This window comes from Micrococcus sp. KRD128 (assembly GCF_017168395.1).
Taxonomy (GTDB): Bacteria; Actinomycetota; Actinomycetes; order Actinomycetales; family Micrococcaceae; genus Micrococcus; species Micrococcus luteus.
Map to the genome: position 1 here is coordinate 100,143 of NZ_JABFAX010000013.1, position 24,542 is coordinate 124,684.

A 24,542-nucleotide genomic window follows, 5' to 3' on the forward strand; every position below is an offset into this window, starting at 1 on the left:
CCGCACGACCGCCCCTCCCCCGTCGCCCGACCGTGGATGGCGGTCTCGGACGTCCCGGTCGCAGGACCCGACGACGTCGAGCGCGTGGTCCTGCTGTCCCCGGAGGGCGAGGCCGTGGGCACGGAGGCCAAGGCCACGGTCCACCGCCGCACCGAGGACGGCGGCACGCCCCTGCACCTGGCCTTCTCCTGTCACGTGTACGACGAGGCCGGCCGGTTCCTGCTCACCCGCCGGGCGCTGGGCAAGGCGGCGTTCCCCGGGGTGTGGACCAACGGGTTCTGCGGGCACCCCGGCCCCGGCGAGTCCCCCGCGGAGGCCGTGCTGCGCCGCGCCCCGCAGGAGCTGGGCGTGGAGGTGTCCGACGTCGTCGAGGTGCTCCCCGACTTCCGCTACCGGGCCGCAGACGCCTCCGGCATGGAGGAGCACGAGATCTGCCCGGTGTTCCGGGCCCGGATGCACGGCGACCCCGCCCCGGAGCGGGACGAGGTCGCGGAGTGGTGCTGGGTGGAGCCGGCCGATCTGGCCGCCGCCCTGGCCGCCGTCCCCCGGGCGTTCAGCCCGTGGCTCGTGGAGCAGTGGCAGCAGGGGGCGTTCGACCCGCGGTGAGCGGCCGGAGCGGCGACGCCGTGCGGGCCGTCAGCGGGCGTTGACGTCGTCGAGGTGGGCGGCGGTGGACTGCACGGCCTCGTCCTGCGCCGGCTCGGCGTCGCCCTGCTGGCCCTGCTGCTCCTCGGCCAGGCGGCGGACCTCTGCGATGTCGAGGCCCTTGACCTGGTCGAGCAGCTGCTCGAGCGCGGTGCCCGGCAGGGCGCCGGCCTGGGAGAACACGAGCACACCGCCGCGGAAGGCCATGAGCGTGGGGATGGAGGTGATGCCGGCCATCGCCGCCAGCTGCTGCTGGTCCTCCGTGTCGACCTTGGCGAACACGACGTCGTCGTGCTTCTCCGAGGCGGCCTCGAACACGGGGGCGAACTGGCGGCACGGGCCGCACCAGCCGGCCCAGAAGTCCACGAGCACGGTGTCGTTCTCGGCGACGGTGGAGCCGAACTCCTCGAGGGTCAGGTCCTGGGTGGCCACGGTGGGTCCTTTCGTCAGCGGGGCCGACGCGTTCACGCCGGCGATCGTCCTGCCGACCACAACGGACGCCCCGCCGCACCTATTCCGCCCCACCCCGCTTTCGTTCGGGAAACGGCGGCGTGTCCCGGCACTTTCGTTCGAGATACGGGCGCCTTCCACGCACTGTCGTGGCCGAGACGGGAGCCGTCGTCGTCGCTTCCTAGACTGACCGCATGACCGCCACTGCCGCCCTGCCCCTGCTCGTGCTCAACGGCCCCAACCTGAATCTGCTCGGCACCCGCGAGCCCGAGGTCTACGGCACGGCCACCCTCGACGACGTCCGTGCGCTCACCGAGGCCCGCGCGGCCGAGCACGGGCTGACCGTGGACTTCCGACAGTCCAACCACGAGGGCGAGCTCATCGACTGGATTCAGGAGGCCCGCACCTCCCACGCGGGCGTCCTCATCAACCCCGCCGCGTACTCGCACACCTCCATCGCGATCCGCGACGCCCTCGCCGCCGTCGACCGGCCGATCGCCGAGGTGCACATCTCCAACATCCACCGGCGCGAGGCGTTCCGGCACCACTCGCACGTCTCCGCCGTCGCCGACGTCGTGATCGCCGGGGCGGGCGTCCAGGGCTACGCCCTCGCCGTCGACTGGCTCGCCGCGGCTGTGCGCCGCTGAGCGCTGGTCAGGACCCGCCTGGCCGTGCCTAGGGTCGGTAGTACGAGCCGGTGGCCGCATCAGGGCGCCGGCACCCGACGACGAAGGAGTCACGCCATGGGCACCCAGGATCCCCGCGCCCGTCTGCTCGAGAAGCTCGCGAAGGTGAACGTCTGCATGCTGACCACCGCTGAGCAGGACGGCACACTCGTCACCCGCCCGATGGGCCTGCAGCAGGCCGAGGACGGTGGCACGCTCTGGTTCCTCACGCGTGCCACCTCCGACGTCGCCGCGGACGCTCCGCAGCGCCCGGTCAACGTCGCCGTGCAGGACAAGGACTTCTGGGCCTCCCTCGCGGGCCACGGCCAGCTCGTCCGCGACGACGCGCGCAAGAAGGAGTTCTGGAACCCGGCCACCGAGGCGTTCTTCGGTGAGGGCTCGAGCCCCGAGGATCCGCAGATCGTGCTCGTGCGCGTGGACGTGGACACCGCCCAGTTCTGGGAATCCCCGGGCGCGGTGGCCACCGCCGTCGAGCTGGTGAAGGCCAAGGTCACCGGCGGGACCGCCGAGCCGGGCGACAGCGAGACCGTCCGGTTCTGACGGCGCCGCCCGACGCCGGCTCCGCGGCGTGCCCGCGGACGGGCCGGTGAGCGGACGGGACGAGGGGCGGCCCCGGCATCACGCCGGGGCCGCCCCTGTTCTCGTCAACGAAAGCACCGCTGGAGACGCCCGTTTCGTCAACGAAAGCGAGCGCCGCGCGCGGGGCTTCGGCGGGTCAGTCGACGTCCTCGGCCGCCAGCTGGCCGCATGCGCCATCGATCTCCTTGCCGCGGGTGTCGCGCAGGGTGGTGGGGATGCCGGCGGCGTTGAGCCGGTCCACGAACTCGCGCGTCACGTCCTTCTCCGAGGCGGTCCAGATGGAGCCCGGCGTCGGGTTCAGCGGGATCGGGTTCACGTGCACCCAGCCCTTGCCCCGGGCGTTGAGCTTCTTGGCCAGCAGGTCGGCGCGCCACGCGTGGTCGTTCATGTCCTTGATGAGCGCGTACTCGATGGACACCCGGCGGCCGGTGGCCACGAAGTAGTCGTACGCGGCGTCGATCGCCTCGTCCGCCTTCCAGCGCGAGTTCACGGGGATCAGCTCGTCACGCAGCTCGTCGTCCGGCGCGTGCAGGGACAGCGCGAACGTCAGCGGCACCCCCTCCTCGGCCAGCTTCCGGATGGCCGGCACCAGGCCCACGGTGGACAGCGTGATGTTCCGCGCGGACATGCCCAGGCCCTCAGGCGAGGGGTCCACCATGCGGTGCACGGCGGCCATCACGCGCTTGTAGTTGGCCAGGGGCTCACCCATGCCCATGAACACGACGTTGGTGACGCGGTCGGCGTCGTGCCCGCCGTCCTTGCGCTTGCCGCCCAGTCCGCCGGCGGCGATCACCTGGTTGGCCAGCACGATCTGCTCCACGATCTCCGCCGTGGACATGTTGCGGGTCAGCCCGGCCTGGCCCGTGGCGCAGAACGGGCAGTTCATCCCGCAGCCGGCCTGGCTGGACACGCACAGCGTCACGCGGCCGGGGTACCGCATCAGCACGGACTCCACGAGCGCGCCGTCGAACAGCCGCCACAGGAACTTGACGGTGTCCCCGCGGTCGGTCTCCATGCGCCGGACCTCGGTGAGCAGCGGCGGGAAGAACGCCTCCGCGATCGCCTCCCGCTTGTCCCTGGGCAGGTCCGTCATCTGCTCCGGATCGGTGGTGTAGTGCTCGAAGTAGTGCACCGAGAGCTGCTTGGCGCGGAACGCCGGCAGCCCGATCTCCTTGGCCTTCTCCTGCCGCTCCTTCAGCGTGAGGTCGGCCAGGTGGGTGGGCGGCTGGGAGACGCGCGGCTGCTTGAACTGCAGCTGCGGTCGGCCGTCCGGGCCCATCGGCTGGGTCCAGCCCTCGGTCTTCGGCATCACCTGGGGGCGCTCGGCGGTGGCGGCCTCGCGGCGCTTGGGCGCGGAGAGCTGGTGGCCGACGCCGGCGCGGCGCATGCGCTCTCGGTCCTCGGCGAGCTGGCGCGCCTCGGACTCGTCGATCAGGCCGCGCTCGGGGCGGCCGAGGGCCGGCTTGCCGGCGCGGTCCCTCTGGCGGTTCGGGGTGGGCTTCGATCCGGGGCGGCGGGGCTGGTAGTCAGACATCGGCACCATTCTCCCAGACGGGGCGGACTTCGCGGCGGGTCGCCTCCACGTCGACGGCGCCGCGCGGCTCCGGCGTCCGGGGCAGCCCCCGCAGGACCCAGCGGACGACGACGCCGCGCACCGTCGCCGGCAGCGGCCGGTACAGGGTGCGCGCCAGCCCCCAGAAGCGTGCCTCCCGGACGGAGTCTCGCCCGGTCCAGGACCAGCCGAGGCCGGCGCGCACGCGCCCCGGGAGGAGGCCGGCGGTGACGAACCGGGCCAGGGGCAGGGCCGCGCGCAGTGGCAGGGGGACGCCCTGGCCGGAGAACAGGTCGGCGGCGATCCGCCGCGCGTCGTCCGTGACCTCGAGCCGGGCCACCCGGTCGTCCCAGTAGGCCGCGAACGCCGCGCGGTCGGCCGGCCAGGCGGAGGCGGGGACCTCGAGGCTCGTGGCGAGCGGGGCGTACCCGCGGTAGAGGCGGTCGGCGTCCTCGGCGTCGAGGGCCCCCCACACCCGGCGGCGCACCTGCTCTCCCATCGCGTAGAGGGTGGCGGCCACCCAGAGCTGGGCGTCCGGGTCGGCGGCGTCGTAGGGGTGGCCTCCGGCGTCGACCCCGCGGACCGGGCGGTGCGCCGCCCGCACCCGCTCGACGACCGCGTCGCGCACCGGCGCGGCCTCGGGGAGGGTGACCGCGTAGATGTAGGCGAGCGTGTGGCGGAGCCGGCGCATCGGGTCCTCGGTGAACCGGGAGTGGACGGCGACGCCGGCCCCCACCGGCTGGTGCGCCACCTGGAGCAGGATCGCCGCACCGGCGCCGGCGAGGATCACGGCCTCGCGGGCGAGGGCGGCCGCGGAGGTCGGGGCGGAGTGGCGGTCGGGGCGCATGGTCCCAGCCTCGCACCGGGTCGAGCGGAGGGGCAGGGGGCGAAGATGAACGGCGCTGTTCACCTTCTGTTCATCTTGCTGTCGGCCTGGCGCTCGTGGCACCTCGACACGAAAGCCGCGTGATTGCGCCGATTCAGCGCTGTGCAGACCTGCGCGACAGGGTGTTACAGGTCACGTCGGTGAACGCGGAGTTGCACGCCGGGAGAAAATCTGTAAACTTGTTCACAAGCAGTTCACCCAGCGTTTACTGAACGCGAGGTCGGGACTCCACCGAACCCACCACCCGCGGCCCCGCCGCGACGATCCGCCGGACTCGTGGTCCGGCAACCGAAGGAGGTGCTCACCGTGAGCATCAACACGACCAGCCACCACCTGCCCGCCGCACCGAGCGCCCTCATGCAGCGCCACGTGCTCCAGCACGTCGAGGAGACCCTCCTCCGCCGTTTCGAGGGCACCGTCACCGCCGAGACCGTCCGCTCGGTCGTCCGCGAGGTCGTCGCCGACCTCAAGCGCGGCGCCCGTATCACCACCTTCCTGCCGGCCCTCGCCGAGCGCGAGGCCGCCCGCCGCCTCCAGGCCGCGACGCCGGCCCACGAGGCCATGGCCGTCGCCGCCTGATCCCTCACACCGACGCGACGACCCGTCGGCCCGCCCCGCGAGGGGCCGTGGCCGGCGGGTCTTCTCGCCTCCCAGGACGCTTTCGTCCGAGAAACGGCGTGAACGCTCCGGGGCGCCGTTCCATCGCCGCCCACACGACTCCGAGGTGCGGCGCCGTTTCTCACACGAAAGCACCGCGACACGCCGCCGTTTCCTACACGAAAGCGTGGGTGACGCGGACGGGGGGCACGGCGCGGGAGGCCTCAGTCCTCGGCGACGCCCAGCGCCCGGCGCATCGGCAGGAACTTGGCCCGGATCTCCGTGACCTCCTCCTCGGGCACCGCTCCCGGGACCATCCCGCCCCCGGCCTGCAGCCGCACCCCGCCGGGCACCTGCTGGCCGCAGCGCAGCGCCAGGGCGATCTCGCCGTCGCCGTCCTGGTCGAGCCACCCGACCGGCCCGGCGTAGCGGCCGCGGTCCACGGGCTCGACCTCGGCGATCACCCGCACCGCGTCCGGCGTGGGGGTCCCGCCGACGGCCGCCGTCGGATGCAGCGCGGCCACCACGTCCAGCACGGTCCCCCGCCCGTCCCGCAGCCGGCCGCGCACGGACGTGGCCAGGTGGTGCACGTTCGGCAGGGTCAGGACGGTGGGTGCGGGGTCGTCGTCGGCGAGGTCGACGACGGGAGCCAGCGCGTCCAGCACCGACCGCGCCGCCCAGCGATGTTCCTCCGCCAGCCGCGGATCGGAGGCCAGCCGCTCCCGCAGCGCGGCGTCCTCCTCCTCGTCCGCGCCGCGCGGCATGGACCCCGCCAGCACCCGCGAGCCCACGAGCCCCGCGTGCCGCGTGGCAAGGACCTCGGGCGTGGCGCCCAGCAGCCCGCCGACGGCGAACACCCAGGTCTGCGGGTACTCGCGGCGCAGGGCCCCGATCGCCCGCCACAGGTCGGCGTCGTCCGCGGGGACGGTCATCGTGCGGCTGATCACGACCTTCGCCAGCTCCCCGCCCGAGTCGGCCATCCGCGTCAGCAGCTCGCGCACGCCGGCCGCGTAGCCGGTGTCGTCCCAGGCACGGTCGGCGACGTCGGCGGGCAGGGGCACCTCGCCGTCGGCCAGCAGCCGGGCTGCACCGTCCGCGGCGACGGCGGCTGCGAGCGCGTCCGCGTCCACGTGCTGGGCCACGTCTCGCACGCCGGACGGCGTGGCGCGGCGCAGATCCGCGGGGATGCGCAGGACCGCAGGCTCGGGAGAGTCATCGGCGAAGGTCGAGGAGATCCAGCCCCGCAGCGGGGCCGTCGGGTCCGGTCGCCCGGCGACGGCGGCCTGCCACAGCGCGGAGAGCCGGCGGAGCCGGTCGGTGCCGTCCAGGAGCACGGTCCAGCCGCCCTCGCCCCGCCACGCGTCGTCCCCGTGCGCCCACAGCACCGCCCGGGCGAACGGGGGGACGGCGGCCTCGGGGGTCCCGGTCGCGGGGGTGCCGAGGTCCGGGAGCAGGGAGCGGACAGACATGGCCCCCATTCTCTCCCACCTCGGCGGACCCCCGCTCCGGGCCCGGGCCTCGGCCGCCGCCCCGACGACCGCGGCGAGCGGCGTCTCGGGCGCGGAGGGATCCCGTCAAGGCTTGCGCCGGCACACCCCACGGCGCAGGGTGGGGGCACCCGTTCACCTCGCGCTCAACCGACCGCCTTCCCCGGAGGACTCGCATCATGGCCCCCATCCCCCCGGACCCCCACGCCGATCACGCCACGGCGGTGGACGACATGCCACTGGACACGACGGCCGCGCCGGACACCCCCGCCGCGGTGGGCCCCGTGCCGCACGGGATGGCCGCGCACGTGCTGGAGCGCGAGGTCGGGCCCCTGATGGCGCGCTTCCCCGGCGTGGCCGACGAGGCGACGGTGCGTCAGCTCCTGTTCGACTCCTACGCCGAGCTCGCCGCGACGAGCCGCCACCCGGAGATGCTGCCGACCACCTCGGTGCAGCATGCCGCCTCGCGCCTGCGCGCCAGGGCGATCAACCAGGGCAGCATCGAGTCCCGCCACCCGCGTGTGCTGTTCGTCTGCCACGGCAACGCCGGCCGCTCGCAGATGGCCGCGGCCCTGCTCGAGAACCGCACCCACGGCGAGGTCAGGGCCCGCTCGGCCGGCACGGAGCCCGCCGGCGAGGTCATCTCCACCGCGTTCGAGGCGATGAACGAGATCGGCATCCCGCTGCACCACACGTACACCAAGGGCCTGGACCCGGACGTGCTCCGGGCCGCCGAGATCGTGGTGCTCTTCGACGGCGCGGATCCGTTCGAGATCCCCGAGGGCGCACAGGTGCAGACGTGGTCCGTGCCGTCGATCCGCGGCATGAGCCTCGAGCAGGTGCGCGGCGTGCGCGACGCCCTGGACCTGCAGGTCCGCGGTCTGATCGCCGATCTGGGCGAAGCCGCCGTCCCGCTGCCGGACGAGGACACCCGCGCCGGCTGACCCCTTGACCTATACCCCCCTGGGGTATAGAACGGGGGTATGAGCACGGACAGCACGACGACGGCGCCCGCCGCCGCCTCGCCCCTTCCGTCGGCCGCGGCGGACGCCTGCGACGGCCACCGGCCCCCGCACGAGGTCCACCGGGACAAGGCGAAGCACCTGGCGCGACTGCGCCGCATCGAGGGGCAGGTGCGCGGCCTCCACCGCATGGTGGACGAGGACGTGTACTGCATCGACGTCCTCACGCAGGTCGCCGCCGTCACGAAGGCGCTGCAGTCCCTCAGCCTGAACCTCACCTCGGAGCACCTGCGTCACTGCGTGGCGGAGGCCGCGGTGCAGGCCGAGGCGGAAGGCCGCACCGAGCTCATCGACGAGAAGGTCGCCGAGGCGACGGCCGCCCTCGGCCGCCTGCTGCGCTGACCGGCGCCGTCGCCCACCCACCACCGCACGAGGAGCATGAGATGACCACCACCGACCTGAAGATCACCGGCATGACCTGCGGCCACTGCGTCGCCTCCGTCCGGGAGGAGCTCGGTGAGATCGCCGGCGTCTCCGCCGTGGACGTCGACCTGAACGCCGGGGGCGTGTCCACCGCCTCCGTCACCTCCGAGGGCCCCCTCGACCCCGCCGCCGCGCGCGCCGCCGTCGAGGAGGCCGGCTACACGCTGGTGGAGGGCTGAGCCCCATGACCCACCCCGCCTCCTCCGCACCGGCCGGCCCGCAGTCCGAGACCACCCGCCGCGTCGACCTGGACGTCACCGGCATGACCTGCGCCTCGTGCGTGGGCCGCGTCGAGCGCAAGCTGGGCAAGCTCGAGGGCGTCACGGCGTCCGTGAACCTGCCGCTCGAGCAGGCCACCGTCACCGCGCCCGCCGACGTGTCGGACGAGGAGCTCGTGGCCGCCGTCGAGAAGGCCGGGTACGGCGCCACCGTGCGCCGTCCCGCCCCGCCGGCCGGACACGCCGGGCACGCGCACACCTCCGACCACGGCGAGGGCCACGGCGAGGAGCACGCCGCGGACCATGACGGCGTGGACCACCACGACCACATGGCCCACGGTCCGGGCGAGGACGTGCTCAAACCGCGCCTGATCGGCGCGGCGGTGCTGACGGTGCCGCTCGTGCTGATCTCCATGGTCCCGGCGCTGCAGTTCCCGCACTGGGGCTGGGTCGCGTTCGCCCTGGCGGCGCCCGTGGCGCTGTGGGCGGCGTGGCCGTTCCACTCGGCGGCGTTCCGCGCGGCCCGGCACGGCTCGTCCACGATGGACACCCTCGTGTCCCTGGGCGTGCTCGTCTCCTTCTTCTTCTCGGCCGTGGAGCTGATCCTGGCGCCGGACATGACGGCCCATGTGGGCGGGACCATGGCGGAGATGGCCCACCACAGCCTGTACTTCGAGGCGGCCGCGGTCATCACCACGTTCCTGCTGCTGGGCCGCTGGCTCGAGGCCCGCGCCAAGCGTGAGGCCGGCGCCGCGCTGCGCGCGCTCCTGGACCTGGGCGCGGCCCGGGCCACCCTCTACGACCCGGAGACCCACGACGAGCGCACGGTGCCTGCCGAGTCCCTCGCGCCGGGCGACGTCGTGCTGATCCGCCCCGGTGAGAAGGTGCCCACGGACGCCGAGGTGCTCGAGGGCACCTCCGCCGTGGACGCCTCCCTGCTCACGGGCGAGTCCGTGCCCGTGGAGGTCGGCCCCGGGGACGCCCTCACCGGCGCCACCCTGAACACCTCGGGCCGGCTCGTGGCCCGCGCGACGCGGGTCGGCTCGGACACGACGCTCGCCCAGATGGGGCGGCTCGTCTCCGAGGCGCAGACCGGCAAGGCGCGCGTGGCCCGGCTGGCCGACCGGATCTCCGCCGTGTTCGTGCCGATCGTGCTCGGGATCGCCGTGCTGACCTTCGCGGTGTGGATGCTCGTGACCGGCGACCTGCCGTCCGCGCTGCGCGCCGGCCTGGCCGTGCTCGTGATCGCGTGCCCGTGCGCCCTCGGCCTGGCGACCCCGGTCGGCCTGCTGGCCGGCACCGGCCGCGCCTCGCAGCTGGGCATCCTCATCCGCGGCCCCGAGGTGCTCGAGGACTCGCGCACCGTGGACACGATCGTGCTGGACAAGACCGGCACCGTGACCGAGGGCCGCATGGCGCTGGCGGACGTGCTCGTCCTCGACCCCACTTTCGTGGCCGAGACGGACGCTCCCCGGAGCGCTTTCGTGGCCGAAACGGCGCCGGACCGGGCCGCCGACGTCCTGCTGACCCTGGCGGCCGCCGTCGAGCGCGGGTCCGAGCACCCGATCGCCCGCGCGATCGTGACCGGCGCCGAGGAGCGCGGCCTGAGCGTGCCCGACGTGGCGGACTTCGCCTCCACGGCCGGCGGCGGCGTGTCCGGGCTGGTGGCCCTCCCCCACGACGACGGCGCCCTCGGCTCCGGCGCGCACGGCGCCGCGGGCCCGGCCCCGGTCCGCGTGGCCGTCGGCCGCGGCTCCGTCCTCGAGACCGCCCTCGACGGCGGCATCCCCGCCGAACACCGGGCCGCGTTCGAGGCGGCGGAGCAGGCCGGCGCCACGGCCGTGTGGGTCGCGGTCGGCGGCCGGGTGGCGGGCGTCCTGTCCGTGCGGGACACCGTGAAGGAGACCTCGGCGGAGGCCATCGCCCGGCTCAAGGAGCTCGGCCTGCGCCCGCTGCTGGTGACCGGTGACAACGCCGCCGTCGCCACCCAGGTGGCGGACGCCGTCGGGATCCCGGCCGAGGACGTGGTGGCCGGCGTGCGCCCCGAGGACAAGGTGGACGTGGTCCGCCGGCTCCAGTCCGAGGGTCGCGTGGTGGCCATGGTCGGCGACGGCGTCAACGACGCCCCGGCCCTGGCCGCCGCGGACATGGGCATCGCGATGGGCTCGGGGACGGATGTGGCCCGTGAGGCCGCGCAGATCACCGTGATGGGCGACGACCTGCACCAGGTGGTCCAGGCGCTCGACCTGAGCCGCCGCACCCTGGGGATCATCCGGATGAACCTGTTCTGGGCGTTCCTCTACAACGTGCTCGGCATCCCAGTCGCGGCCCTGGGCCTGCTCAACCCGATGATCGCCGGCGGCGCGATGGCGGCCTCGAGCGTGCTCGTGGTGCTGAACTCGCTGCGGCTCACCCGCTACGCGCGCTGAGCCGGGGCGGGGCCGGCCGGGCCGGGTCCGCCCCGGCCCGGCCGGTCAGGGCAGGCATTCGCGGGAGTACTCGAGCCACTGCTCGAGTTCGCCGGACTCCTCCCAGAGCTGGTAGAGCTCGGAGCAGGAGGGCTCGCGGATGACCACGCCGATCAGCTCGCGCAGGGTCTCGATGTCCTCGTCCGAGAACTGGTCGATGAAGGCGGTGAGGTCCACCTCGTCCGTCTCCGCGTGCTCGAGCAGGGCCTCGAGGTCGGCGTGGTCCTCGTTCCGAGCGATCCGCACGAGCGCCCCGAGGGTGAGGAGTGCGGCGCCCTGGCTCGCGGTCAGGTATCCCTCGTCCTCGTCGCGACGGAAGTTCCTGCGGAACTCGTCCAGGTCGAAGGTGCCGTCGAGGACCTCGTCCACGATGTCCAACGCCGTGTCGTTCTGGAAGACGTTTCTGCCCCATGCGCCCATGACCTGACCCTAGGCCCGGGGCGGGCCCCCGGCAAGAGTGCTGTGGTGTCCCGCCGAGGGGTGCCGTCGCCTCCGCTTCCGGTGTCCGCGGCGGTTCCTAGACTGGGCGGCATGAGCACCGAGCCGACCCCCTCGTCCGCCACCCCCGAGACCGAGTCCGCCGCGCCGTCGTCGTCCGGGCTGCCGCAGGCCGCCCCGCAGGCGGCATGGCCCGAGCGCGTGGAGACCGGCGAGCACCAGGTGTCCTACCGGGTCACCGTGGCCGCGCCGGCGCAGGAGCTGTGGGCGATGCTCGCGGACCCGCACCGCCATCACGAGGCGGACGGGTCCGGGACCGTGCGGCCGAAGGTGAGCGGGCCGCACCGGCTGGCCGTGGGCGACCGGTTCCGCGTGGCCATGCGGAAGTACGGGGTGCCGTACACGATGACGCTGACCGCCACCGCCGTCGACGAGGACGAGCTCGTGGAGTGGGCCCACCCGGGCGGACACCGGTGGCGCTGGGCGTTCCAGGACAACGGGGACGGCACCACCGAGGTCACCGAGACCTTCGACTACTCGTGGGCCCGGCCGGCCGTGCGCCGCGCGTACGAGCTGCTGCGGGTGCCGGCGGACAACGGGCGGGGCATCCAGTCGAGCCTCACGCGGCTGGCGGGCCGCCACCTCTGAACCGACCGCGTCTCCGCACTTTCGTTCGGGAAACGGCGGCGTGTCGGCGCACTTTCGTTCGGGAAACGGTCAGCCCTCGCGCCGTTTCCCGAACGAAAACGCGCTGACGACCGCCGTTTCCCGAACGAAAGCGGGGGTGCGGGGGTCAGACGGCGGACCAGTGGGTCGCGGCCGGCAGCTGCGTCAGGTGCGGGGTGACGAGCGCACGCCACGCGAGGAACGAGTCGGACCCGCGGAAGGCCACGGTGTGGTCCTCGAGCGTGCGCCAGCCGATCAGCAGCCGGTAGCGCGCCGGCTCCTCCACCTGCCGGGACAGCGCGAAGGACGTCGCGCCCCCGTCCCGGAACAGCGGCTCGGCCTCGGCGACGGCGGCCTCGAACGCCGCCTCCGCCCCCGCGGCCACGTGCAGCTCCACCGACTCGACGACCGGCCCGGCCGTCGTCGCGTCCTGCCCGGCGCTCATGCGTGCACCCGCGGGCTCGTGGAGTGGCCGGTGAACCAGGCGACGAGCTGGCCGTCCGCCTCGATGCCGACCTCGATCATGCGGTCGCGGCCGAACTCCACCGACTGGCGGGCAGTCGCCACGAGCTGCGTGCCGAGCCTGGCGGGCGCCACGTAGGTGATCTCGGCGCGCCGGGTGACGGGCGCGGCGCCGAAGGTCGCCACGCAGTACGCCAGCGCCGAGTCCGCAAGGTGGAACAGGAAGCCGCCGTGGCAGATCTCATGGGAGTTCACCATGTCCGCGGTGACGTCGCGGTGCAGCACCACGTGCCCCTCGGCCACCTCGCCGAGGGTGACCCCGTGCTCGCGCACCGCGGGGTCGTTCGCGTAGATCTCCTCGAGGCGGGCGAGGATCTCGTCCCGGCTCTGGCCGGACGAGCTCTGGGGGGTCTCAGTCATGGGCCCATGATGTCGCAGGTCGCGCCGCCCCGCACCTAGGGTGGCGGCGTGACGCAGACCACCTCCACCCCCGTGCGCCTCCGCGCCCGCGACGGCTTCGAGCTCGCGGCCCACCACTTCGTCCCCACGACGACGACGCCCCCGGCCCGGCCCGCCGGCGCGGTGGTGATCGCCTCGGCGACCGGGGTGACGGCCACGTACTACCGGCGCTACGCCGAGTTCCTCGCCGGCCACGGGTTCCACACGGTCACGTTCGACTACCGGGGTGTCGGGGAGTCCCGCGAGCCGTTCGCCGTGGCCCGGCGGGCGCGGTGGGCGGACTGGGGCGCCCTCGACGCGGACGCCGTGCTCGGCTGGGCCCGGACGCACCTGCCCGGCCCCCTCCTGACGGTGGGCCACAGCTACGGCGGGTTCGGCATCGGGCTCGCGGACGAGGCGCGTCACGTGGCCCGGCACGTCGCCGTGGGCGGGCAGCACGCCCACTGGCGGGACTACCGGGCGCGGCCGGGGAGGGCGCGGATGTGGGCGCGCTGGCACGCGGTGATGCCGGCGATCACGCTGGCCCGCGGTCACTTCCCGGGGCGGCGGCTCGGCTGGCTCGAGGACCTTCCGCGCGGGGTCGCCCTGGACTGGGCGCGCAGTCGCCGCGACTTCACCGCGAGCGCCCGCACCGCCGCCGGCCGGGACGAGCTGCGCCGTCGTCTGGCCGCGTTCACGGCGGACGCGCTGATCGTGGCGCCTGTCGACGACGACTTCGGCACCGACGCCGCCCTCGACCGCGTGGACGCCTACTCGCCGGGTCGGCGGACGGTGCGCTGGCGGGTGCGGCCGGAGGAGCTCGGTGTCGCGGAGATCGGGCACTTCGGCCTGTTCCACGCGCGGTTCGCGCCGACCTTCTGGCCGGCCACGCTGGAGTGGCTGCGCGACGGGGTCGCCCCGGACGCGGCCCGCTGAGGCTCGGGCGTCGGGCGCGCTGCGGCCCGCCCCGTCCCCGCGACGACGACGGCGGCCGCCCCGGCCCGGATCTCCGGGTGGGACGACCGCCGTCGCACTGGTGCGCGTGATGTGTCGATACTACCCCGCGCCCAGCCGACGCCCAGGCGACACGTCAGTCCTGCATCGCGTAGTCGATCACGACGCGGCCCTCGATCTTGCCGTGGCGCATCTCGTCGAACACGTCGTTGATCTCGGTGAGCGGACGGGTGTGGAACGTCGGGTGGATCTTCCCGGCCGCGTAGAACTCGAGTGCCTCGACCATGTCCTGCCGGGTGCCCACGATCGAGCCGCGGATGGTCAGGCCCTTGAGGACGATGTCGAAGATCGGCGCGGGGAAGTCGCCCGGGGGCAGGCCGTTGAACACGATGGTGCCGCCGCGGCGGGTCATCGCGATGGCCTGGCCGAACGCCTGCGGGTGCACGGCCGTGACGAGCACGCCGTGGGCCCCGCCGATCTTCTCCTGGATCTCCACGGAGGGGTCCGCGACGTTCGCGTTCACGGTCAGCTCCGCGCCGTGCCGGGAGGCGAGCGCCAGCTTGTCGTCCGCGACGTCCACGGCCACCACGCGCATGCCCATCGCCACGGCGTACTGCACCGCGATGTGCCCCAGGCCGCCGATGCCGGAGATCACGACCCACTGCCCGGGACGCACCTCGGTCTGCTTCAGCCCCTTGTACACCGTGACGCCGGCGCACAGGATCGGGCCGACCTCCATCGGGTCTGCGCCCTCGGGGATCACGGGGGCGTAGCGGGCGTCCACGAGCATGTACTCACCGAAGGATCCGTTCATGGAGTAGCCGCCGTTGATCTGCTCCTCGCACAGGGTCTCCCACCCGGTACGGCAGTACTGGCAGTGGCCGCACGCGCCCCACAGCCACGCGTTGCCGACCATGTCCCCGACCTTGAGGTTCTCGACGTCGGGTCCGACCTCCTCGACGATGCCCACACCCTCGTGGCCCGGGATGAACGGCGGGGTCGGCTTCACCGGCCAGTCGCCCTCCATCGCGTGCAGGTCGGTGTGACAGACGCCCGAGGAGATGAGCTTCACGAGCGCTTGGTGCTGGCCGGGCGTCGGACGCTCGACTTCCTGGACGTCGGCCTCTGTGCCGAACTGGGTGACGACGGCTGCCTTCATCGTGGTCATGGGGGATCACCTTTCGTGGAGTGGGGAGGGGGCGTGCAGTGCCGGCGTCGGCTCAGAAGAACCCGAGCTTGTCCTCGGAGTAGGAGACGAGCAGGTTCTTGGTCTGCTGGTAGTGGTCGAGCATCATCAGGTGGTTCTCACGGCCGATGCCGGAGGACTTGTACCCGCCGAACGCGGCGTGGGCCGGGTAGGCGTGGTAGTTGTTCACCCACACGCGGCCGGCCTGGATCGCCCGGCCCGCGCGGTAGGCGATGTTGCCGTTCCGGGACCACACGCCGGCGCCGAGCCCGTAGAGCGTGTCGTTGGCGATCCGCATGGCGTCGTCGAAGTCGGTGAACGTGGTCGTCGAGACCACCGGCCCGAAGATCTCCTCCTGGAAGATGCGCATCGAGTTGTCCCCGCGGAAGATCGTGGGCTGCACGTAGTAGCCGCCGGCCAGCTCGCCCTCCATCTCGGCGCGGGCGCCGCCGATCAGCACCTCGGCGCCCTCCTGACGGCCGATGTCCAGGTAGGAGGTGATCTTCTCGAGCTGGTCGTTGGAGGCCTGGGCGCCCATCATCACGTCCGTGTCCAGCGGGTTGCCGGTCACGATGCGCGAGGTCCGCTCCACGACGGCGTCGAGGAACTTCTCCGCGATCGACTCCTGCACGAGCGCACGCGACGGGCACGTGCAGACCTCACCCTGGTTCAGCGCGAACAGGGTGAAGCCCTCCTGTGCCTTGTCCCAGTAGGCGTCGTCGTTCGCCATGACGTCCTCGAAGAAGACGTTGGGCGACTTGCCGCCCAGCTCCAGGGTCACCGGGATGATGTTCTCCGAGGCGTACTGCATGATCAGCCGGCCCGTCGTCGTCTCGCCCGTGAACGCGATCTTGCGGATGCGCGGCGACTGCGCGAGCGGCTTGCCGGCCTCGAGGCCGAAGCCGTTGACCACGTTGACGACGCCGGCCGGCAACAGGTCCGCGATCAGCTCGATGAACACCATGATCGAGGCCGGGGTCTGCTCGGCGGGCTTGATCACGACGGCGTTGCCCGCAGCCAGCGCGGGCGCCAGCTTCCACACCCCCATCAGCAGCGGGAAGTTCCACGGGATGATCTGGCCGACCACCCCGAGCGGCTCGTGGAAGTGGTAGGCGACGGTGTCCTCGTCCACCTGGGACAGGCCGCCCTCCTGCGCGCGGATCGCGCCCGCGAAGTACCGGAAGTGGTCGATGGCCAGCGGGAGGTCTGCGTTGAGGGTCTCCCGCACGGCCTTGCCGTTGTCCCAGGTCTCCGCGACCGCCAGCATCTCGAGGTTCTCCTCCATGCGGTCCGCGATGCGGTGCAGCACGAGCGCCCGCTCGGCCGCCGAGGTGGCGCCCCAGGCCGGGGCGGCCTTCCAGGCGGCGTCGAGGGCGGCGTCGATGTCCTCGGCCGTGCCACGGGCGACCTCGCAGAACACCTTGCCCGTCACGGGCGTGACGTTCTCGAAGTACTGACCCTTGACCGGGGGTGTCCACTCTCCGCCGATGAAGTGCTCGTAGCGGGACTTGAACTCGACCTTGGCTCCCTCGGTGCCCGGGAATGCGTAGACGGTCATGGTGCTGGCTCCTTTGCCTGCGGTTGCCTCGGCGCCGGGTGGCGCCCTGCCGTGGCTGTGACCCTAGTCACAATGAGGTTGCACGAAGGTTGCAGCCGGGCGCGGGTGAGGGGCGGGCCGGGTCAGGCCAGGTCCCGCTCGATCCGCTCGAGCGTGGCCACGGCGAGCGCACGCCGCGGCGAGTCCGTCGGCAGCAGACGCAGGGCGGCGCCCCAGAGCTCGACGTCGTCGCGGGCCTCAGGGCGGCCCAGGTAGGCCCAGAGCTGTTCGACATCCGCGTCCTGGGCGACGGCCTCGCGCAGCGCCTCCCCCAGCTCCGCCCGGATCGAGGCGACACCGGGGGACACCGACCGCGGCAGCACCGGCCCGGCCGCCGCGTGCAGCGCACGGTCCAGATCCCCGGCGCGCAGCGCCTCCCGCGCGCACAGCAGGTCCGCGTGCGCCTCCCCCACGAGCCGGTACGGCCGGGACAGCAGCGCCACCGGCGCCCCCACGTCCTGCAGCGCCCGGCGGAGCCGATGCACCTCGGCGCGCAGCGAGATGGCGCGGGCGGGGGCGTCGCCCGGCGCGGGTCGGTGCCCGGCGGTCTCCTCCGGATACAGCGCGACCTCGAGCTCGGCGCCGGTCAGGCCCGGGCCGTGCCACGCGAGGAGGGTGAGGATCTCGGCGTGCCGGCCGGTGAGCTCGACCCCGTCCAGCGTGGGCGGCAGGTGGCCGGTGACGCGCAGCAGGCCCGCGGCGGCGTCGTGGCGGTGCGGCGCGGCGGCGGGGCTCGGCTCCGGCGAGGCGGACGGCGGGGCCGAGGGGCCCGGCGTCGGGACGGGGCCGCGGGGACGGCCCCGGGACGGGGCGGGCAGGCCCCGCCAGGCGGCGTGCACGGCGTCCACGGTGGCCTGGAGCAGCGGCAGGGCGAGGTGGCTGACGGCGTCCTCGCCGCCCGTGAGGTCCAGGACCCCGACGAGCCGCCCGGTGGTCGGGTCCGTGAGCGGGACGGCCGAACAGCTCCACGGGTGCACGCGCGGGCTCAGGTGCTCGCCGCGGCTGACCTGCGTGGGGGCGCCGGTCGCGAGGACGATGCCGGGGGCGGAGGTGCCCATGGACGCCTCGGACCAGTCGGCGCCGGCGACGAAGCCCATGGTCTCGGCGTGGCGCACCGCGGTCCGGTCGCCCTCGACCCACAGCAGGTGGCCGCGCGCGTTGCCGATCGCGGCGAGCATCCCGGCCTCGGCCGCGGGGTGGATGAGCATGCGGCGGACCACCGGCAGGGCCACGGCGAGACGCTGCTCGCGGCGGGCGGCGGCGAGGTCGTCGTCGGCGAGGGTGGCCGGGTCGGTCTGGCCGGGCACCGCGGGCGCCGTCGCGGCCGCCCCGGCGTCGAGGGCCGACCCCGCGGGGGTGAGGGCGCCGAGGGAGCGCAGCCAGGACTCGCGGACCTCCCGCCGCAGCCCCTGGAGGGCGGCGCGCAGGCCCTGGTCCGCGCCGGTCGGAGCGGTGGACGACGACGGCGCGAGCGACAGGCGGACCGAGTCGAGGGACTCGTGGGCCCGGTCCACGGCGCGTCGGTAGGCGCCGGTGGCGAGGGTCGAGCTCATCCCGAGCCGGCCATCAACCGCGAATGGATCAGGAACCGCTTGCCCTCGGGCGCCTCGACGGAGAAGCCGGAGCCGCGCCCGTCCACCACATCCAGGGTGAGGTGGGTGTGCTTCCAGTACTCGAACTGGGCGGCGGACATCCAGAACGGGATCTCCCCGGCGGCCTGGTCCCCCTCGGCCGGCAGCGCGAAGGTGCCCAGCAGGACGTCGGCGGCGCCGGTCGTGAAGTCGCCGGCGGGATAGCACATGGGCGCGGAGCCGTCGCAGCAGCCGCCGGACTGGTGGAACATGAGCGGGCCATGGATCGGGAGGAGACGGCGGATCAGCTCGAGCGCCGCGGGCGTCATGGCGACGCGGGACACGGTCTCGCCCGGCATCTCGGGGCGAGCCTCGAGCGCGGGCGCGTGACCCGCCGACGAGGACGGCACGGTCATCGCGACCTCCTGGGGATGGGCGATCGTCGGTCCCCCCACCCTAGCCTCCAACGTGACCCACGTCACCCCAGCTGGCGACGGAGTCGGACCGGAGGGTGCACCGAGAGCTGTGCCGTGGGCGGGGTCGCGCGCAGGGGCGAGTACGTCGCCGCGAGCCCGACGTTTCGGCTGCAATCAGGGGCTGATCACGACCGAAATGTCTGGCTCGCGCCGCGGGGGTGGGGAGGGGAGGAGGGCTGGGGCGGCGGGCGGCTCACGCGGCCGCGCCCGGCGTCCACCCTCGTACACTCGGCACATGCTCCCGGACCCCAGCCCCACCGTCACCGTGGACGGCCTCCTGCTGCGCCCGCTGCGCGCCGCGGACGAGATCGCGGCGCGCGAGGCGGACGCCGAGCTGCACCGCGAGGGATTCGACTTCCTCCTCGGCGGGGCCACCCGCTCCTTCCCCGCGATCCGCCGCGCGTTCGCCGCCGAGGCGCGCGGCGACGTCGAACCCGGCCGGGTGCCCGCGTCCTTCTACGTGGGCGTGGACGAGGCGGGTGAGCTGGTGGGCCGGGTGTCCGTGCGGTGGGAGCTGAACGAGGCGCTGCGGCACGTCAACGGGCACGTGGGCTACGCGGTGCGCCCCGCGTTCCGACGGCGGGGGCACGCCGTGCGCCTGCTGCGCGGCGCCCTGACGCTGCTGGCCGCGCGCGGGGTGTCCACCGCCCTGCTCACGTGCGACGAGACGAACACGGCCTCCGTGGCCACGATCCGCGCGTGCGGCGGCGTGCTGCGGGACCGGGTCGAGGCGGACCTCGACGGTGCACCCTTCCCCGAACCTAAGCTGCGCTTCGACGTCCCCACGACGGCGGCCTGACCGAGGGGACGGCGCGGACCGGGCCGCACCGCCGGCCTCAGTAGGCCTTGACGCGCTGCTCCACGATCAGGTGGATGAGCGCGAACCGGCCCTCCTCCTGGACGGCCTTGAGCGCCGCGTCCACGGCCGCCGGCACGTCCGCGTCCCGCTCCACGCGCACGCCGAAGCCGCCGAACGCCTCGGCCATGGCGGCGAAGTCGGGGTTCTTCAGCTGGGTGCCGGAGACGCGCTCGGGGTACTGGCGCTCCTGATGGGTGCGGATGGTGCCGTACTCCTGGTTGTCCATGACGATCACGAGGGGCGTGGCGCCGTACTGCGCGGCGGTCGCCAGCTCCTGGCCGTTCATGAGGAACTCGCCGTCGCCGGCGATGGTCACCACGGTGCGGTCCGGGAAGTTCAGGGACGCGGCCACGGCGCCCGGCACCGAGTAGCCCATGGAGCCGTTGCGGGCCGAGATCATGGCGCGGTAGCCCTCGGTCGGGAAGTAGCGGTGCGCCCAGTTGGTGTGCTCGCCCGCGCCGAGGGAGATCATCGAGTCCTTCGGCAGCTTCGGCACCAGGTTGGCCATGAGCGTGGCCATCTTCGCCTGGCCCTCGGACGGCTCGGCCGGGGGCAGGGCCGCGAACTTCTCCTGCTCGCCGCGCATGCGGGAGGTCCACTCCTCCCACTCCGGCTTGACCTCGAGCTCCATGCGGACGAGGTCGCGGATGAACACGTCCGGCTTGGCCACGATCTGGTGGGAGACGGGGCCGGAACGGCCGCGCAGGGACGGGTCGATGGTGACCAGGAAGTTCTTCTTGTCCCAGTTCTGGCGGATGGTGAAGCCGTTGGTCACGACGTCGCCCGGCACGGTGCCGACGAACACGATGAGGTCGGTCTCCTCGAGCATGTCGTAGGTCGGCTTCGGGCGGCCGTAGCCGATCGGGCCCACGTAGGACGGCGAGGAGAACGGCACGGTGCCCTCGGTGCGCCACTCGGCGGCGGCGGGGATCTTGTGCTCCTCCAGCCACGTCGTCAGGGCCTGCGCACCCTCGTCCGTCCAGTCGTTGCCACCGGTGATGAACAGCGGCTTGCGGGACTCCTTGAGCGCGGCGTGCAGGGACTTCCAGTCCTCCACGGTCATGCCGCCCGGGGCCACGGGGATCTGCGGGTGCAGGTGCGCGTCGATCTCCTGGCGGATCACGTCCTCCGGCAGGCCGACGACGACGGGCCCGGGCCGGCCCGAGCTCGCGGCGAACATGGCCTCGGCCACGATCTCGGAGGCGCGCTCCGGGTGGTCCAGGACCATCACGCGCTTCGCACCGGTGCCGAACCAGGCGTGCGGGTCGAACTCCTGGAAGGCCTCGCGGTCGCGGTGTTCGAACGGGATCAGGCCGACGAACAGCACGAGCGCCGTCGAGTCCTGCCACGCGGTGTGCAGGCCGACGTGGGCGTTCGCGGCGCCCGGGCCGCGCGTCACCATGGCGACGCCGGGGACCTCGTTCATCTTGCCGTCGGCCTCGGCCATGTACGTGGCGCCGCCCTCGTGGCGGCACACCACGTTCTCGATGCCCGAGTCGTGCAGGCCGTCCAGGACGTCCAGGTAGGACTCCCCCGGCACGGAGTAGACGCGCTTCACGCCGTGGGACTCGAGGGTCTTGACGATGACGTGCCCGGCGGAGAGGCGACCGGTCGCCTGGGAGGTCTGGGACATGGAGGTCTCCTGTGCTGGTTCGGGGGCCCCTCCGGCCCCGTGGGTGCACCCCGCCGCGCAGACGGGGTCCGTGGGGGTCAGGGTACTGGACGGGTCGGCGCCGGAGGCGACCCGATACGCGGCATGAAGCCGGTGACGCGGGGGCAGGCCCGCCGTACGCTTTCCCCATGCTCTCCGCGCCGACGCTCTCCCGCCTCGCCTCCCTCGCCGCGTTCCTGAACACCGCCCCCGGCCTGCGGGGCGGTCAGCCGGCCGACGAGCGGTTCACCGCCGCCACGCAGCTGCCCTCCCTCGTCCCTGAGCTCCAGGAGGACGAGGTCCGCCTCCGCCTGGCCGCCGCCGCGGCCGTGCGCGGCCGCGAGCTCCGCGGCCGTCTGGCCGAGGTCTGGGCCCTCGCCGCCGGGGACGAGGCGGCCGCCGTGGAGCGCGTGAACGCCCTCCTCGCCACGGCCGGCCCGCTGCGGCTGACGGCCGGGGGCGACGTCGTCGGGCTGGCCCCGGCACAGGTCCCCGCCGACGCGGTGGAGCGGCTGGCCGCGATGGCCGCCCTCGCGCTGGCGGAGACCGCGATGGACGGCGAGCTGGCCCGCCTGCGCGTGTGCGAGGGCGAGGACTGCGAGAACGCGCTCGTGGACGCCAGCCGGAACCGGTCCAAGCGGTTCTGCGACGAGGCCAACTGCGCCAACCGCACCCACGTGCGCTCCTACCGGGCACGCTTGGCCGAGGCGGCGGAGGCCGCACCCGCGACGGATCCGGCCGGGCCGGAGGAGGCGGAGGCGCCGGAGGCCGTTGCGGACGAGGCGGCCCCCGCCGACGAGCCCCGCCAGGAGACCGAGAAGGAGAAGAAGCAGCGCCGGAAGGCGGAGAAGAAGGCCCGCAAGAAGGCGGAGAAGAAGTCCGGCAAGAAGAAGTCGGACAAGAAGAAGGACTGACCCGGCCCCACCCGCCAGGTGACCCGCCGCTGAACATCCGGGGACGGGGCGGCCCCTGGTTCCGTCGGTCGGCCGGGCACCCCTAGCCTGCGAGGCATGAGCGAGCACACCCCCGCCCACACCCCCGCGTCCCTCGGACTTGCCCACCGCAAGGTCGGCGTCGTGGGGGCCGGCGGAGTCGGCACCGCGATCTGCTACGCGGCGCTGATCCGCGGCGTCGCCCGCGAGGTCGCCCTCTACGACATCGACGAGCCCAAGGTTCGCGCCGAGGTCCTCGACCTGGCCCACGGCACCCCGTTCACCTCTGCGTCCGCGATGACCGGTGGCGCGGGCCCGGACGTCCTGGCCGGCTGCGAGGTCGTGGTGATCACGGCCGGCGCCAAGCAGAAGCCGGGGCAGACCCGCCTCGACCTCGGCGCGCACAACGTGGAGATCCTGCGCGGCCTGCTGCCCCAGGTGCAGGCGCACGCGCCGGAGGCGCTGATCGTGCTCGTCACCAATCCCGTGGACGTCCTCACGCTGGTGGCCCAGCGCCTCACCGGTCTGCCGGCCGGCCGGGTGATCGGCTCGGGCACCCTCCTGGACACGTCCCGCCTGCGGTGGCTGCTGGCGTCGCGCGCGCACGTCCACGCGTCGTCGGTGCACGCGGCTATCCTCGGCGAGCACGGGGACACGGAGTTCCCCGCGTGGAGCTCGGCGCGCATCGGACCGACGCCCCTCCTCGAGTGGCCGACGCCGGCCGACCCGCTGTTCACCCGCGCCAACCTGGACGAGGTGGCGGACACCGTGGTCAACGCGGCCTACGAGGTGATCCAGGGCAAGGGCGCCACCACGTACGCGGTCGGCGTGGCCACGACCCGCCTGCTCGAGGCGATCCTGCGCGACCAGCATGCCATCCTGCCGGTCTCCACCGTGCTCGACGGCGTCCACGGGCTCTCGGGGGTCGCGCTGTCCATGCCGTCCGTGGTGGGGCGCGACGGCGTCACGCGCGTGATCCAGCCGGAACTGGACGCGGCGGAGATGCGGGCGCTGCACGCCTCGGCGGACGCGCTGCGTCAGGAGGCGCGCAGCCTCGGGTTCTGAGGCGCCGGCCTCAGGCGCGGGGCGCGTCCCCGCCGGTGCCGCCCTGCGCGCGGCGCTCGGCGGCGGCTTGGGCGCGGCGCTCGGCGGCGGCCTTGCGGAACATCTCCTCGGAGGAGCGGTTCACGCCGGAGCCCTGGGAGAGGTGGTCCGGGTTCTCGCGGGCGGCGAGCTGCAGCATGGCCACCACCACGAGCGAGGTCATGAAGAAGACGCCGAAGGCGATCAGCGCGATGTCGATGCGCAGCGGATTCTGCGTGCCGCCGGAGGCCGTGATGCCGGCGATCACCCCACCGATCACGCCGAGCACGGCGGAGAAGACCAGCGGGCCCTTGACCGTGGTGCGCAGACCGCCGCGTGCCGGGCGGCCGGATCCGGCGCGATCGGCGGACGGGCGGGGGGACGGTGCGCTCACGGCGGGACTCCTGACGGCTGGGGGCGGCTGGGGCGGCACGGCCCGCGCAGGCGCCCGGGGCTGAGGCCCTCGGGGCGCGGCGGACCGGAGCCAGTCTACGCGTCCGGCCGGCGGGTGGCCCCTCGGGGCCCCGAGGTCCTCCCCCGGCGAACGTCCGCCCCGCGGGTCAGGACGGCGACGTCGGCCCGGTTCAGAGGCCCCTGGCCGTGCCGCGGTCGCGGCGCACCTCGTGGTGGAAGCCGAGCCCGGAGACCATCAGGAGCACCCCGATCAGGATCGCCCCGCCGCCGGCGATGCCGAGCAGGGCGTGCGGGCCGAAGCCCTGCAGGGCGGCCACGACCACGCCACCCCCGGAGAGCAGGCCCACGAGACCGGTCCACAGCTGGTCCCGCGCGGGGATGAACGCGCGGCGGTGGCGGGCCCACGCCACGAGCTCGGCGACGCCGCCGAGCACGAGGGCGGCGCCGGCCGCCACGCCCACCGCGGCCGGGGACCCCAGGAACAGCAGCACGATCACGCCGAGCATCCACGCGGCCGCCGCCAGGGACAGCGGGGAGCGCATGGCCACGGGCACCGGGTCGCGGCGCAGGTACTCCCACATCGCCGAGCCGGAGAATGCCAGATACAGCGCGAACATGACCTTCATCCACGTCAGGCCCGGCTCGGCGACGAACACGGTGGTCAGGCCGAACGCCAGCGCCACCACGGCGCGGATCAGGATCGGCTTGAACACCACGGACGAGATCTCGAGGGGGGTCTGCACGGTAGCCACCGCCCCAGTCTAGGAGCCGTGCGGCCGCGGCCCGGCCCGCGCGTCACCGC

At 73.9% G+C, this 24,542-nt stretch carries 27 protein-coding genes; 13 read left to right on the top strand and 14 right to left on the bottom strand.

Annotated features, from left to right (window positions below; genetic code table 11):
• On the top strand, positions 1 to 606 hold a 606-nt coding region (gene idi, locus J1M44_RS05915; RefSeq protein WP_241252849.1), incomplete at its 5' end, for an isopentenyl-diphosphate Delta-isomerase.
• 30 nt (positions 607 to 636) lie between these two features.
• Here idi and trxA read toward each other — a convergent pair.
• Positions 637 to 1,077 (bottom strand): thioredoxin, encoded by a 441-nt coding sequence (gene trxA / locus J1M44_RS05920; RefSeq protein ID WP_002857345.1) that lies wholly within the window; start codon positions 1,075 to 1,077, stop codon positions 637 to 639.
• A gap of 212 nt (positions 1,078 to 1,289) precedes the next feature.
• Between trxA and aroQ the strand changes: the two genes are divergently transcribed.
• Both aroQ and J1M44_RS05930 read left to right on the top strand, forming a co-directional pair.
• Complete coding sequence (aroQ, locus tag J1M44_RS05925; RefSeq protein WP_206398203.1) at positions 1,290 to 1,742, top strand: type II 3-dehydroquinate dehydratase; 453 nt, start codon at positions 1,290 to 1,292, stop codon at positions 1,740 to 1,742.
• Between the two features lie 96 nt (positions 1,743 to 1,838).
• Positions 1,839 to 2,321, top strand: coding sequence for a pyridoxamine 5'-phosphate oxidase family protein (locus J1M44_RS05930; protein WP_002857343.1), 483 nt, complete (start codon positions 1,839 to 1,841; stop codon positions 2,319 to 2,321).
• Between the two features lie 175 nt (positions 2,322 to 2,496).
• On the opposite strand, the gene rlmN is transcribed toward J1M44_RS05930, so the two are convergent.
• Positions 2,497 to 3,894, bottom strand: a complete 1,398-nt coding sequence (rlmN, locus tag J1M44_RS05935) for a 23S rRNA (adenine(2503)-C(2))-methyltransferase RlmN (RefSeq protein WP_002856876.1) — start codon at positions 3,892 to 3,894, stop codon at positions 2,497 to 2,499.
• Positions 3,887 to 4,759 carry an oxygenase MpaB family protein gene (locus tag J1M44_RS05940; RefSeq protein ID WP_206480747.1) on the bottom strand — a complete coding sequence of 291 codons (873 nt, stop codon included), beginning with the start codon at positions 4,757 to 4,759 and terminating at the stop codon, positions 3,887 to 3,889. The genes rlmN and J1M44_RS05940 overlap by 8 nt, the downstream gene beginning before the upstream one ends.
• A gap of 345 nt (positions 4,760 to 5,104) precedes the next feature.
• Here J1M44_RS05940 and J1M44_RS05945 point away from each other — a divergent pair, with 345 nt between their 5' ends.
• Entirely contained in the window at positions 5,105 to 5,377 is a 273-nt protein-coding gene (locus J1M44_RS05945; RefSeq protein ID WP_342356575.1) for a three-helix bundle dimerization domain-containing protein, read from the top strand.
• A gap of 242 nt (positions 5,378 to 5,619) precedes the next feature.
• Here the strand turns inward: J1M44_RS05945 and J1M44_RS05950 are convergent, their stop codons facing one another.
• Complete coding sequence (locus tag J1M44_RS05950) at positions 5,620 to 6,864, bottom strand: isochorismate synthase (RefSeq protein WP_206480749.1); 1,245 nt, start codon at positions 6,862 to 6,864, stop codon at positions 5,620 to 5,622.
• Between the two features lie 197 nt (positions 6,865 to 7,061).
• Between J1M44_RS05950 and J1M44_RS05955 the strand changes: the two genes are divergently transcribed.
• The 4 genes from J1M44_RS05955 to J1M44_RS05970 are packed head-to-tail and all read left to right on the top strand — an operon-like array spanning position 7,062 to position 10,974.
• On the top strand, positions 7,062 to 7,826 hold the full coding sequence (locus J1M44_RS05955) for an arsenate-mycothiol transferase ArsC (protein ID WP_206480750.1): 765 nt from the start codon (positions 7,062 to 7,064) through the stop codon (positions 7,824 to 7,826).
• A 39-nt stretch (positions 7,827 to 7,865) separates the two neighbouring features.
• Entirely contained in the window at positions 7,866 to 8,246 is a 381-nt protein-coding gene (locus J1M44_RS05960) for a metal-sensitive transcriptional regulator (RefSeq protein ID WP_002856860.1), read from the top strand.
• A gap of 41 nt (positions 8,247 to 8,287) precedes the next feature.
• On the top strand, positions 8,288 to 8,506 hold the full coding sequence (locus J1M44_RS05965) for a heavy-metal-associated domain-containing protein (protein WP_049158568.1): 219 nt from the start codon (positions 8,288 to 8,290) through the stop codon (positions 8,504 to 8,506).
• Positions 8,507 to 8,511: 5 nt separating this feature from the next.
• Positions 8,512 to 10,974 (top strand): heavy metal translocating P-type ATPase, encoded by a 2,463-nt coding sequence (locus J1M44_RS05970; RefSeq protein ID WP_206480751.1) that lies wholly within the window; start codon positions 8,512 to 8,514, stop codon positions 10,972 to 10,974.
• Positions 10,975 to 11,019: 45 nt separating this feature from the next.
• On the opposite strand, the gene J1M44_RS05975 is transcribed toward J1M44_RS05970, so the two are convergent.
• Positions 11,020 to 11,433, bottom strand: coding sequence for a DUF4259 domain-containing protein (locus J1M44_RS05975; RefSeq protein WP_002856803.1), 414 nt, complete (start codon positions 11,431 to 11,433; stop codon positions 11,020 to 11,022).
• Positions 11,434 to 11,544: 111 nt separating this feature from the next.
• On the opposite strand from J1M44_RS05975, the gene J1M44_RS05980 reads away from it, so the two are divergent.
• Positions 11,545 to 12,099 (top strand): SRPBCC family protein, encoded by a 555-nt coding sequence (locus J1M44_RS05980; RefSeq protein WP_060775166.1) that lies wholly within the window; start codon positions 11,545 to 11,547, stop codon positions 12,097 to 12,099.
• Between the two features lie 145 nt (positions 12,100 to 12,244).
• Here the strand turns inward: J1M44_RS05980 and J1M44_RS05985 are convergent, their stop codons facing one another.
• Positions 12,245 to 12,562, bottom strand: coding sequence for an antibiotic biosynthesis monooxygenase (locus tag J1M44_RS05985; protein WP_206480752.1), 318 nt, complete (start codon positions 12,560 to 12,562; stop codon positions 12,245 to 12,247).
• Complete coding sequence (locus J1M44_RS05990; RefSeq protein WP_060775165.1) at positions 12,559 to 12,999, bottom strand: hotdog fold thioesterase; 441 nt, start codon at positions 12,997 to 12,999, stop codon at positions 12,559 to 12,561. The genes J1M44_RS05985 and J1M44_RS05990 overlap by 4 nt, the downstream gene beginning before the upstream one ends.
• Before the next feature lie 48 nt (positions 13,000 to 13,047).
• Between J1M44_RS05990 and J1M44_RS05995 the strand changes: the two genes are divergently transcribed.
• Entirely contained in the window at positions 13,048 to 13,953 is a 906-nt protein-coding gene (locus J1M44_RS05995; protein WP_206480753.1) for an alpha/beta fold hydrolase, read from the top strand.
• Between the two features lie 154 nt (positions 13,954 to 14,107).
• Here J1M44_RS05995 and adhP read toward each other — a convergent pair whose 3' ends face one another.
• The 4 genes from adhP to J1M44_RS06015 form a co-directional block, all read right to left on the bottom strand.
• Entirely contained in the window at positions 14,108 to 15,139 is a 1,032-nt protein-coding gene (gene adhP / locus J1M44_RS06000) for an alcohol dehydrogenase AdhP (RefSeq protein WP_098470923.1), read from the bottom strand.
• A 52-nt stretch (positions 15,140 to 15,191) separates the two neighbouring features.
• Positions 15,192 to 16,715 carry an acetaldehyde dehydrogenase ExaC gene (exaC, locus tag J1M44_RS06005; RefSeq protein ID WP_002856790.1) on the bottom strand — a complete coding sequence of 508 codons (1,524 nt, stop codon included), beginning with the start codon at positions 16,713 to 16,715 and terminating at the stop codon, positions 15,192 to 15,194.
• 122 nt (positions 16,716 to 16,837) lie between these two features.
• On the bottom strand, positions 16,838 to 18,307 hold the full coding sequence (locus tag J1M44_RS06010; protein ID WP_098470924.1) for a helix-turn-helix domain-containing protein: 1,470 nt from the start codon (positions 18,305 to 18,307) through the stop codon (positions 16,838 to 16,840).
• Complete coding sequence (locus J1M44_RS06015) at positions 18,304 to 18,741, bottom strand: DUF779 domain-containing protein (protein WP_098470925.1); 438 nt, start codon at positions 18,739 to 18,741, stop codon at positions 18,304 to 18,306. Before J1M44_RS06015 ends, J1M44_RS06010 begins: the two co-directional genes overlap by 4 nt.
• A 295-nt stretch (positions 18,742 to 19,036) precedes the next feature.
• On the opposite strand from J1M44_RS06015, the gene J1M44_RS06020 reads away from it, so the two are divergent.
• Complete coding sequence (locus J1M44_RS06020; RefSeq protein ID WP_065572651.1) at positions 19,037 to 19,600, top strand: GNAT family N-acetyltransferase; 564 nt, start codon at positions 19,037 to 19,039, stop codon at positions 19,598 to 19,600.
• 37 nt (positions 19,601 to 19,637) lie between these two features.
• Here J1M44_RS06020 and J1M44_RS06025 read toward each other — a convergent pair whose 3' ends face one another.
• A complete protein-coding gene (locus J1M44_RS06025; RefSeq protein ID WP_049158556.1) occupies positions 19,638 to 21,293 on the bottom strand; it encodes a thiamine pyrophosphate-dependent enzyme in 1,656 nt (551 codons plus the stop codon).
• A 167-nt stretch (positions 21,294 to 21,460) separates the two neighbouring features.
• On the opposite strand from J1M44_RS06025, the gene J1M44_RS06030 reads away from it, so the two are divergent.
• Together J1M44_RS06030 and J1M44_RS06035 are read left to right on the top strand one after the other, a co-directional pair.
• Complete coding sequence (locus J1M44_RS06030) at positions 21,461 to 22,225, top strand: CGNR zinc finger domain-containing protein (protein ID WP_206480754.1); 765 nt, start codon at positions 21,461 to 21,463, stop codon at positions 22,223 to 22,225.
• Between the two features lie 96 nt (positions 22,226 to 22,321).
• Positions 22,322 to 23,308 (top strand): L-lactate dehydrogenase, encoded by a 987-nt coding sequence (locus tag J1M44_RS06035; protein WP_065572653.1) that lies wholly within the window; start codon positions 22,322 to 22,324, stop codon positions 23,306 to 23,308.
• A gap of 10 nt (positions 23,309 to 23,318) precedes the next feature.
• On the opposite strand, the gene J1M44_RS06040 is transcribed toward J1M44_RS06035, so the two are convergent.
• Both J1M44_RS06040 and J1M44_RS06045 read right to left on the bottom strand, forming a co-directional pair.
• Positions 23,319 to 23,720 carry a hypothetical protein gene (locus J1M44_RS06040; protein ID WP_060775159.1) on the bottom strand — a complete coding sequence of 134 codons (402 nt, stop codon included), beginning with the start codon at positions 23,718 to 23,720 and terminating at the stop codon, positions 23,319 to 23,321.
• Positions 23,721 to 23,910: 190 nt separating this feature from the next.
• On the bottom strand, positions 23,911 to 24,492 hold the full coding sequence (locus J1M44_RS06045) for a hypothetical protein (RefSeq protein ID WP_036334843.1): 582 nt from the start codon (positions 24,490 to 24,492) through the stop codon (positions 23,911 to 23,913).
• Positions 24,493 to 24,542 lie beyond the last annotated feature (50 nt).

Coding starts and splice junctions, on each gene's coding strand:
- exaC (WP_002856790.1), bottom strand. CDS start 16,715: ATGACCGTCTACGCATTCCCGGGCACCGAGGGAGCCAAGGTCGAGTTC.
- J1M44_RS05955 (WP_206480750.1), top strand. CDS start 7,062: ATGGCCCCCATCCCCCCGGACCCCCACGCCGATCACGCCACGGCGGTG.
- J1M44_RS05940 (WP_206480747.1), bottom strand. CDS start 4,759: ATGCGCCCCGACCGCCACTCCGCCCCGACCTCCGCGGCCGCCCTCGCC.
- J1M44_RS05930 (WP_002857343.1), top strand. CDS start 1,839: ATGGGCACCCAGGATCCCCGCGCCCGTCTGCTCGAGAAGCTCGCGAAG.
- J1M44_RS05960 (WP_002856860.1), top strand. CDS start 7,866: ATGAGCACGGACAGCACGACGACGGCGCCCGCCGCCGCCTCGCCCCTT.
- J1M44_RS05965 (WP_049158568.1), top strand. CDS start 8,288: ATGACCACCACCGACCTGAAGATCACCGGCATGACCTGCGGCCACTGC.
- J1M44_RS05975 (WP_002856803.1), bottom strand. CDS start 11,433: ATGGGCGCATGGGGCAGAAACGTCTTCCAGAACGACACGGCGTTGGAC.
- J1M44_RS05950 (WP_206480749.1), bottom strand. CDS start 6,864: ATGTCTGTCCGCTCCCTGCTCCCGGACCTCGGCACCCCCGCGACCGGG.
- J1M44_RS06015 (WP_098470925.1), bottom strand. CDS start 18,741: ATGACCGTGCCGTCCTCGTCGGCGGGTCACGCGCCCGCGCTCGAGGCT.
- aroQ (WP_206398203.1), top strand. CDS start 1,290: ATGACCGCCACTGCCGCCCTGCCCCTGCTCGTGCTCAACGGCCCCAAC.
- J1M44_RS05985 (WP_206480752.1), bottom strand. CDS start 12,562: ATGAGCGCCGGGCAGGACGCGACGACGGCCGGGCCGGTCGTCGAGTCG.
- J1M44_RS05980 (WP_060775166.1), top strand. CDS start 11,545: ATGAGCACCGAGCCGACCCCCTCGTCCGCCACCCCCGAGACCGAGTCC.
- J1M44_RS06035 (WP_065572653.1), top strand. CDS start 22,322: ATGAGCGAGCACACCCCCGCCCACACCCCCGCGTCCCTCGGACTTGCC.
- J1M44_RS06030 (WP_206480754.1), top strand. CDS start 21,461: ATGCTCTCCGCGCCGACGCTCTCCCGCCTCGCCTCCCTCGCCGCGTTC.
- J1M44_RS05970 (WP_206480751.1), top strand. CDS start 8,512: ATGACCCACCCCGCCTCCTCCGCACCGGCCGGCCCGCAGTCCGAGACC.
- J1M44_RS06010 (WP_098470924.1), bottom strand. CDS start 18,307: ATGAGCTCGACCCTCGCCACCGGCGCCTACCGACGCGCCGTGGACCGG.
- J1M44_RS06020 (WP_065572651.1), top strand. CDS start 19,037: ATGCTCCCGGACCCCAGCCCCACCGTCACCGTGGACGGCCTCCTGCTG.
- rlmN (WP_002856876.1), bottom strand. CDS start 3,894: ATGTCTGACTACCAGCCCCGCCGCCCCGGATCGAAGCCCACCCCGAAC.
- J1M44_RS05990 (WP_060775165.1), bottom strand. CDS start 12,999: ATGACTGAGACCCCCCAGAGCTCGTCCGGCCAGAGCCGGGACGAGATC.
- J1M44_RS06025 (WP_049158556.1), bottom strand. CDS start 21,293: ATGTCCCAGACCTCCCAGGCGACCGGTCGCCTCTCCGCCGGGCACGTC.
- adhP (WP_098470923.1), bottom strand. CDS start 15,139: ATGACCACGATGAAGGCAGCCGTCGTCACCCAGTTCGGCACAGAGGCC.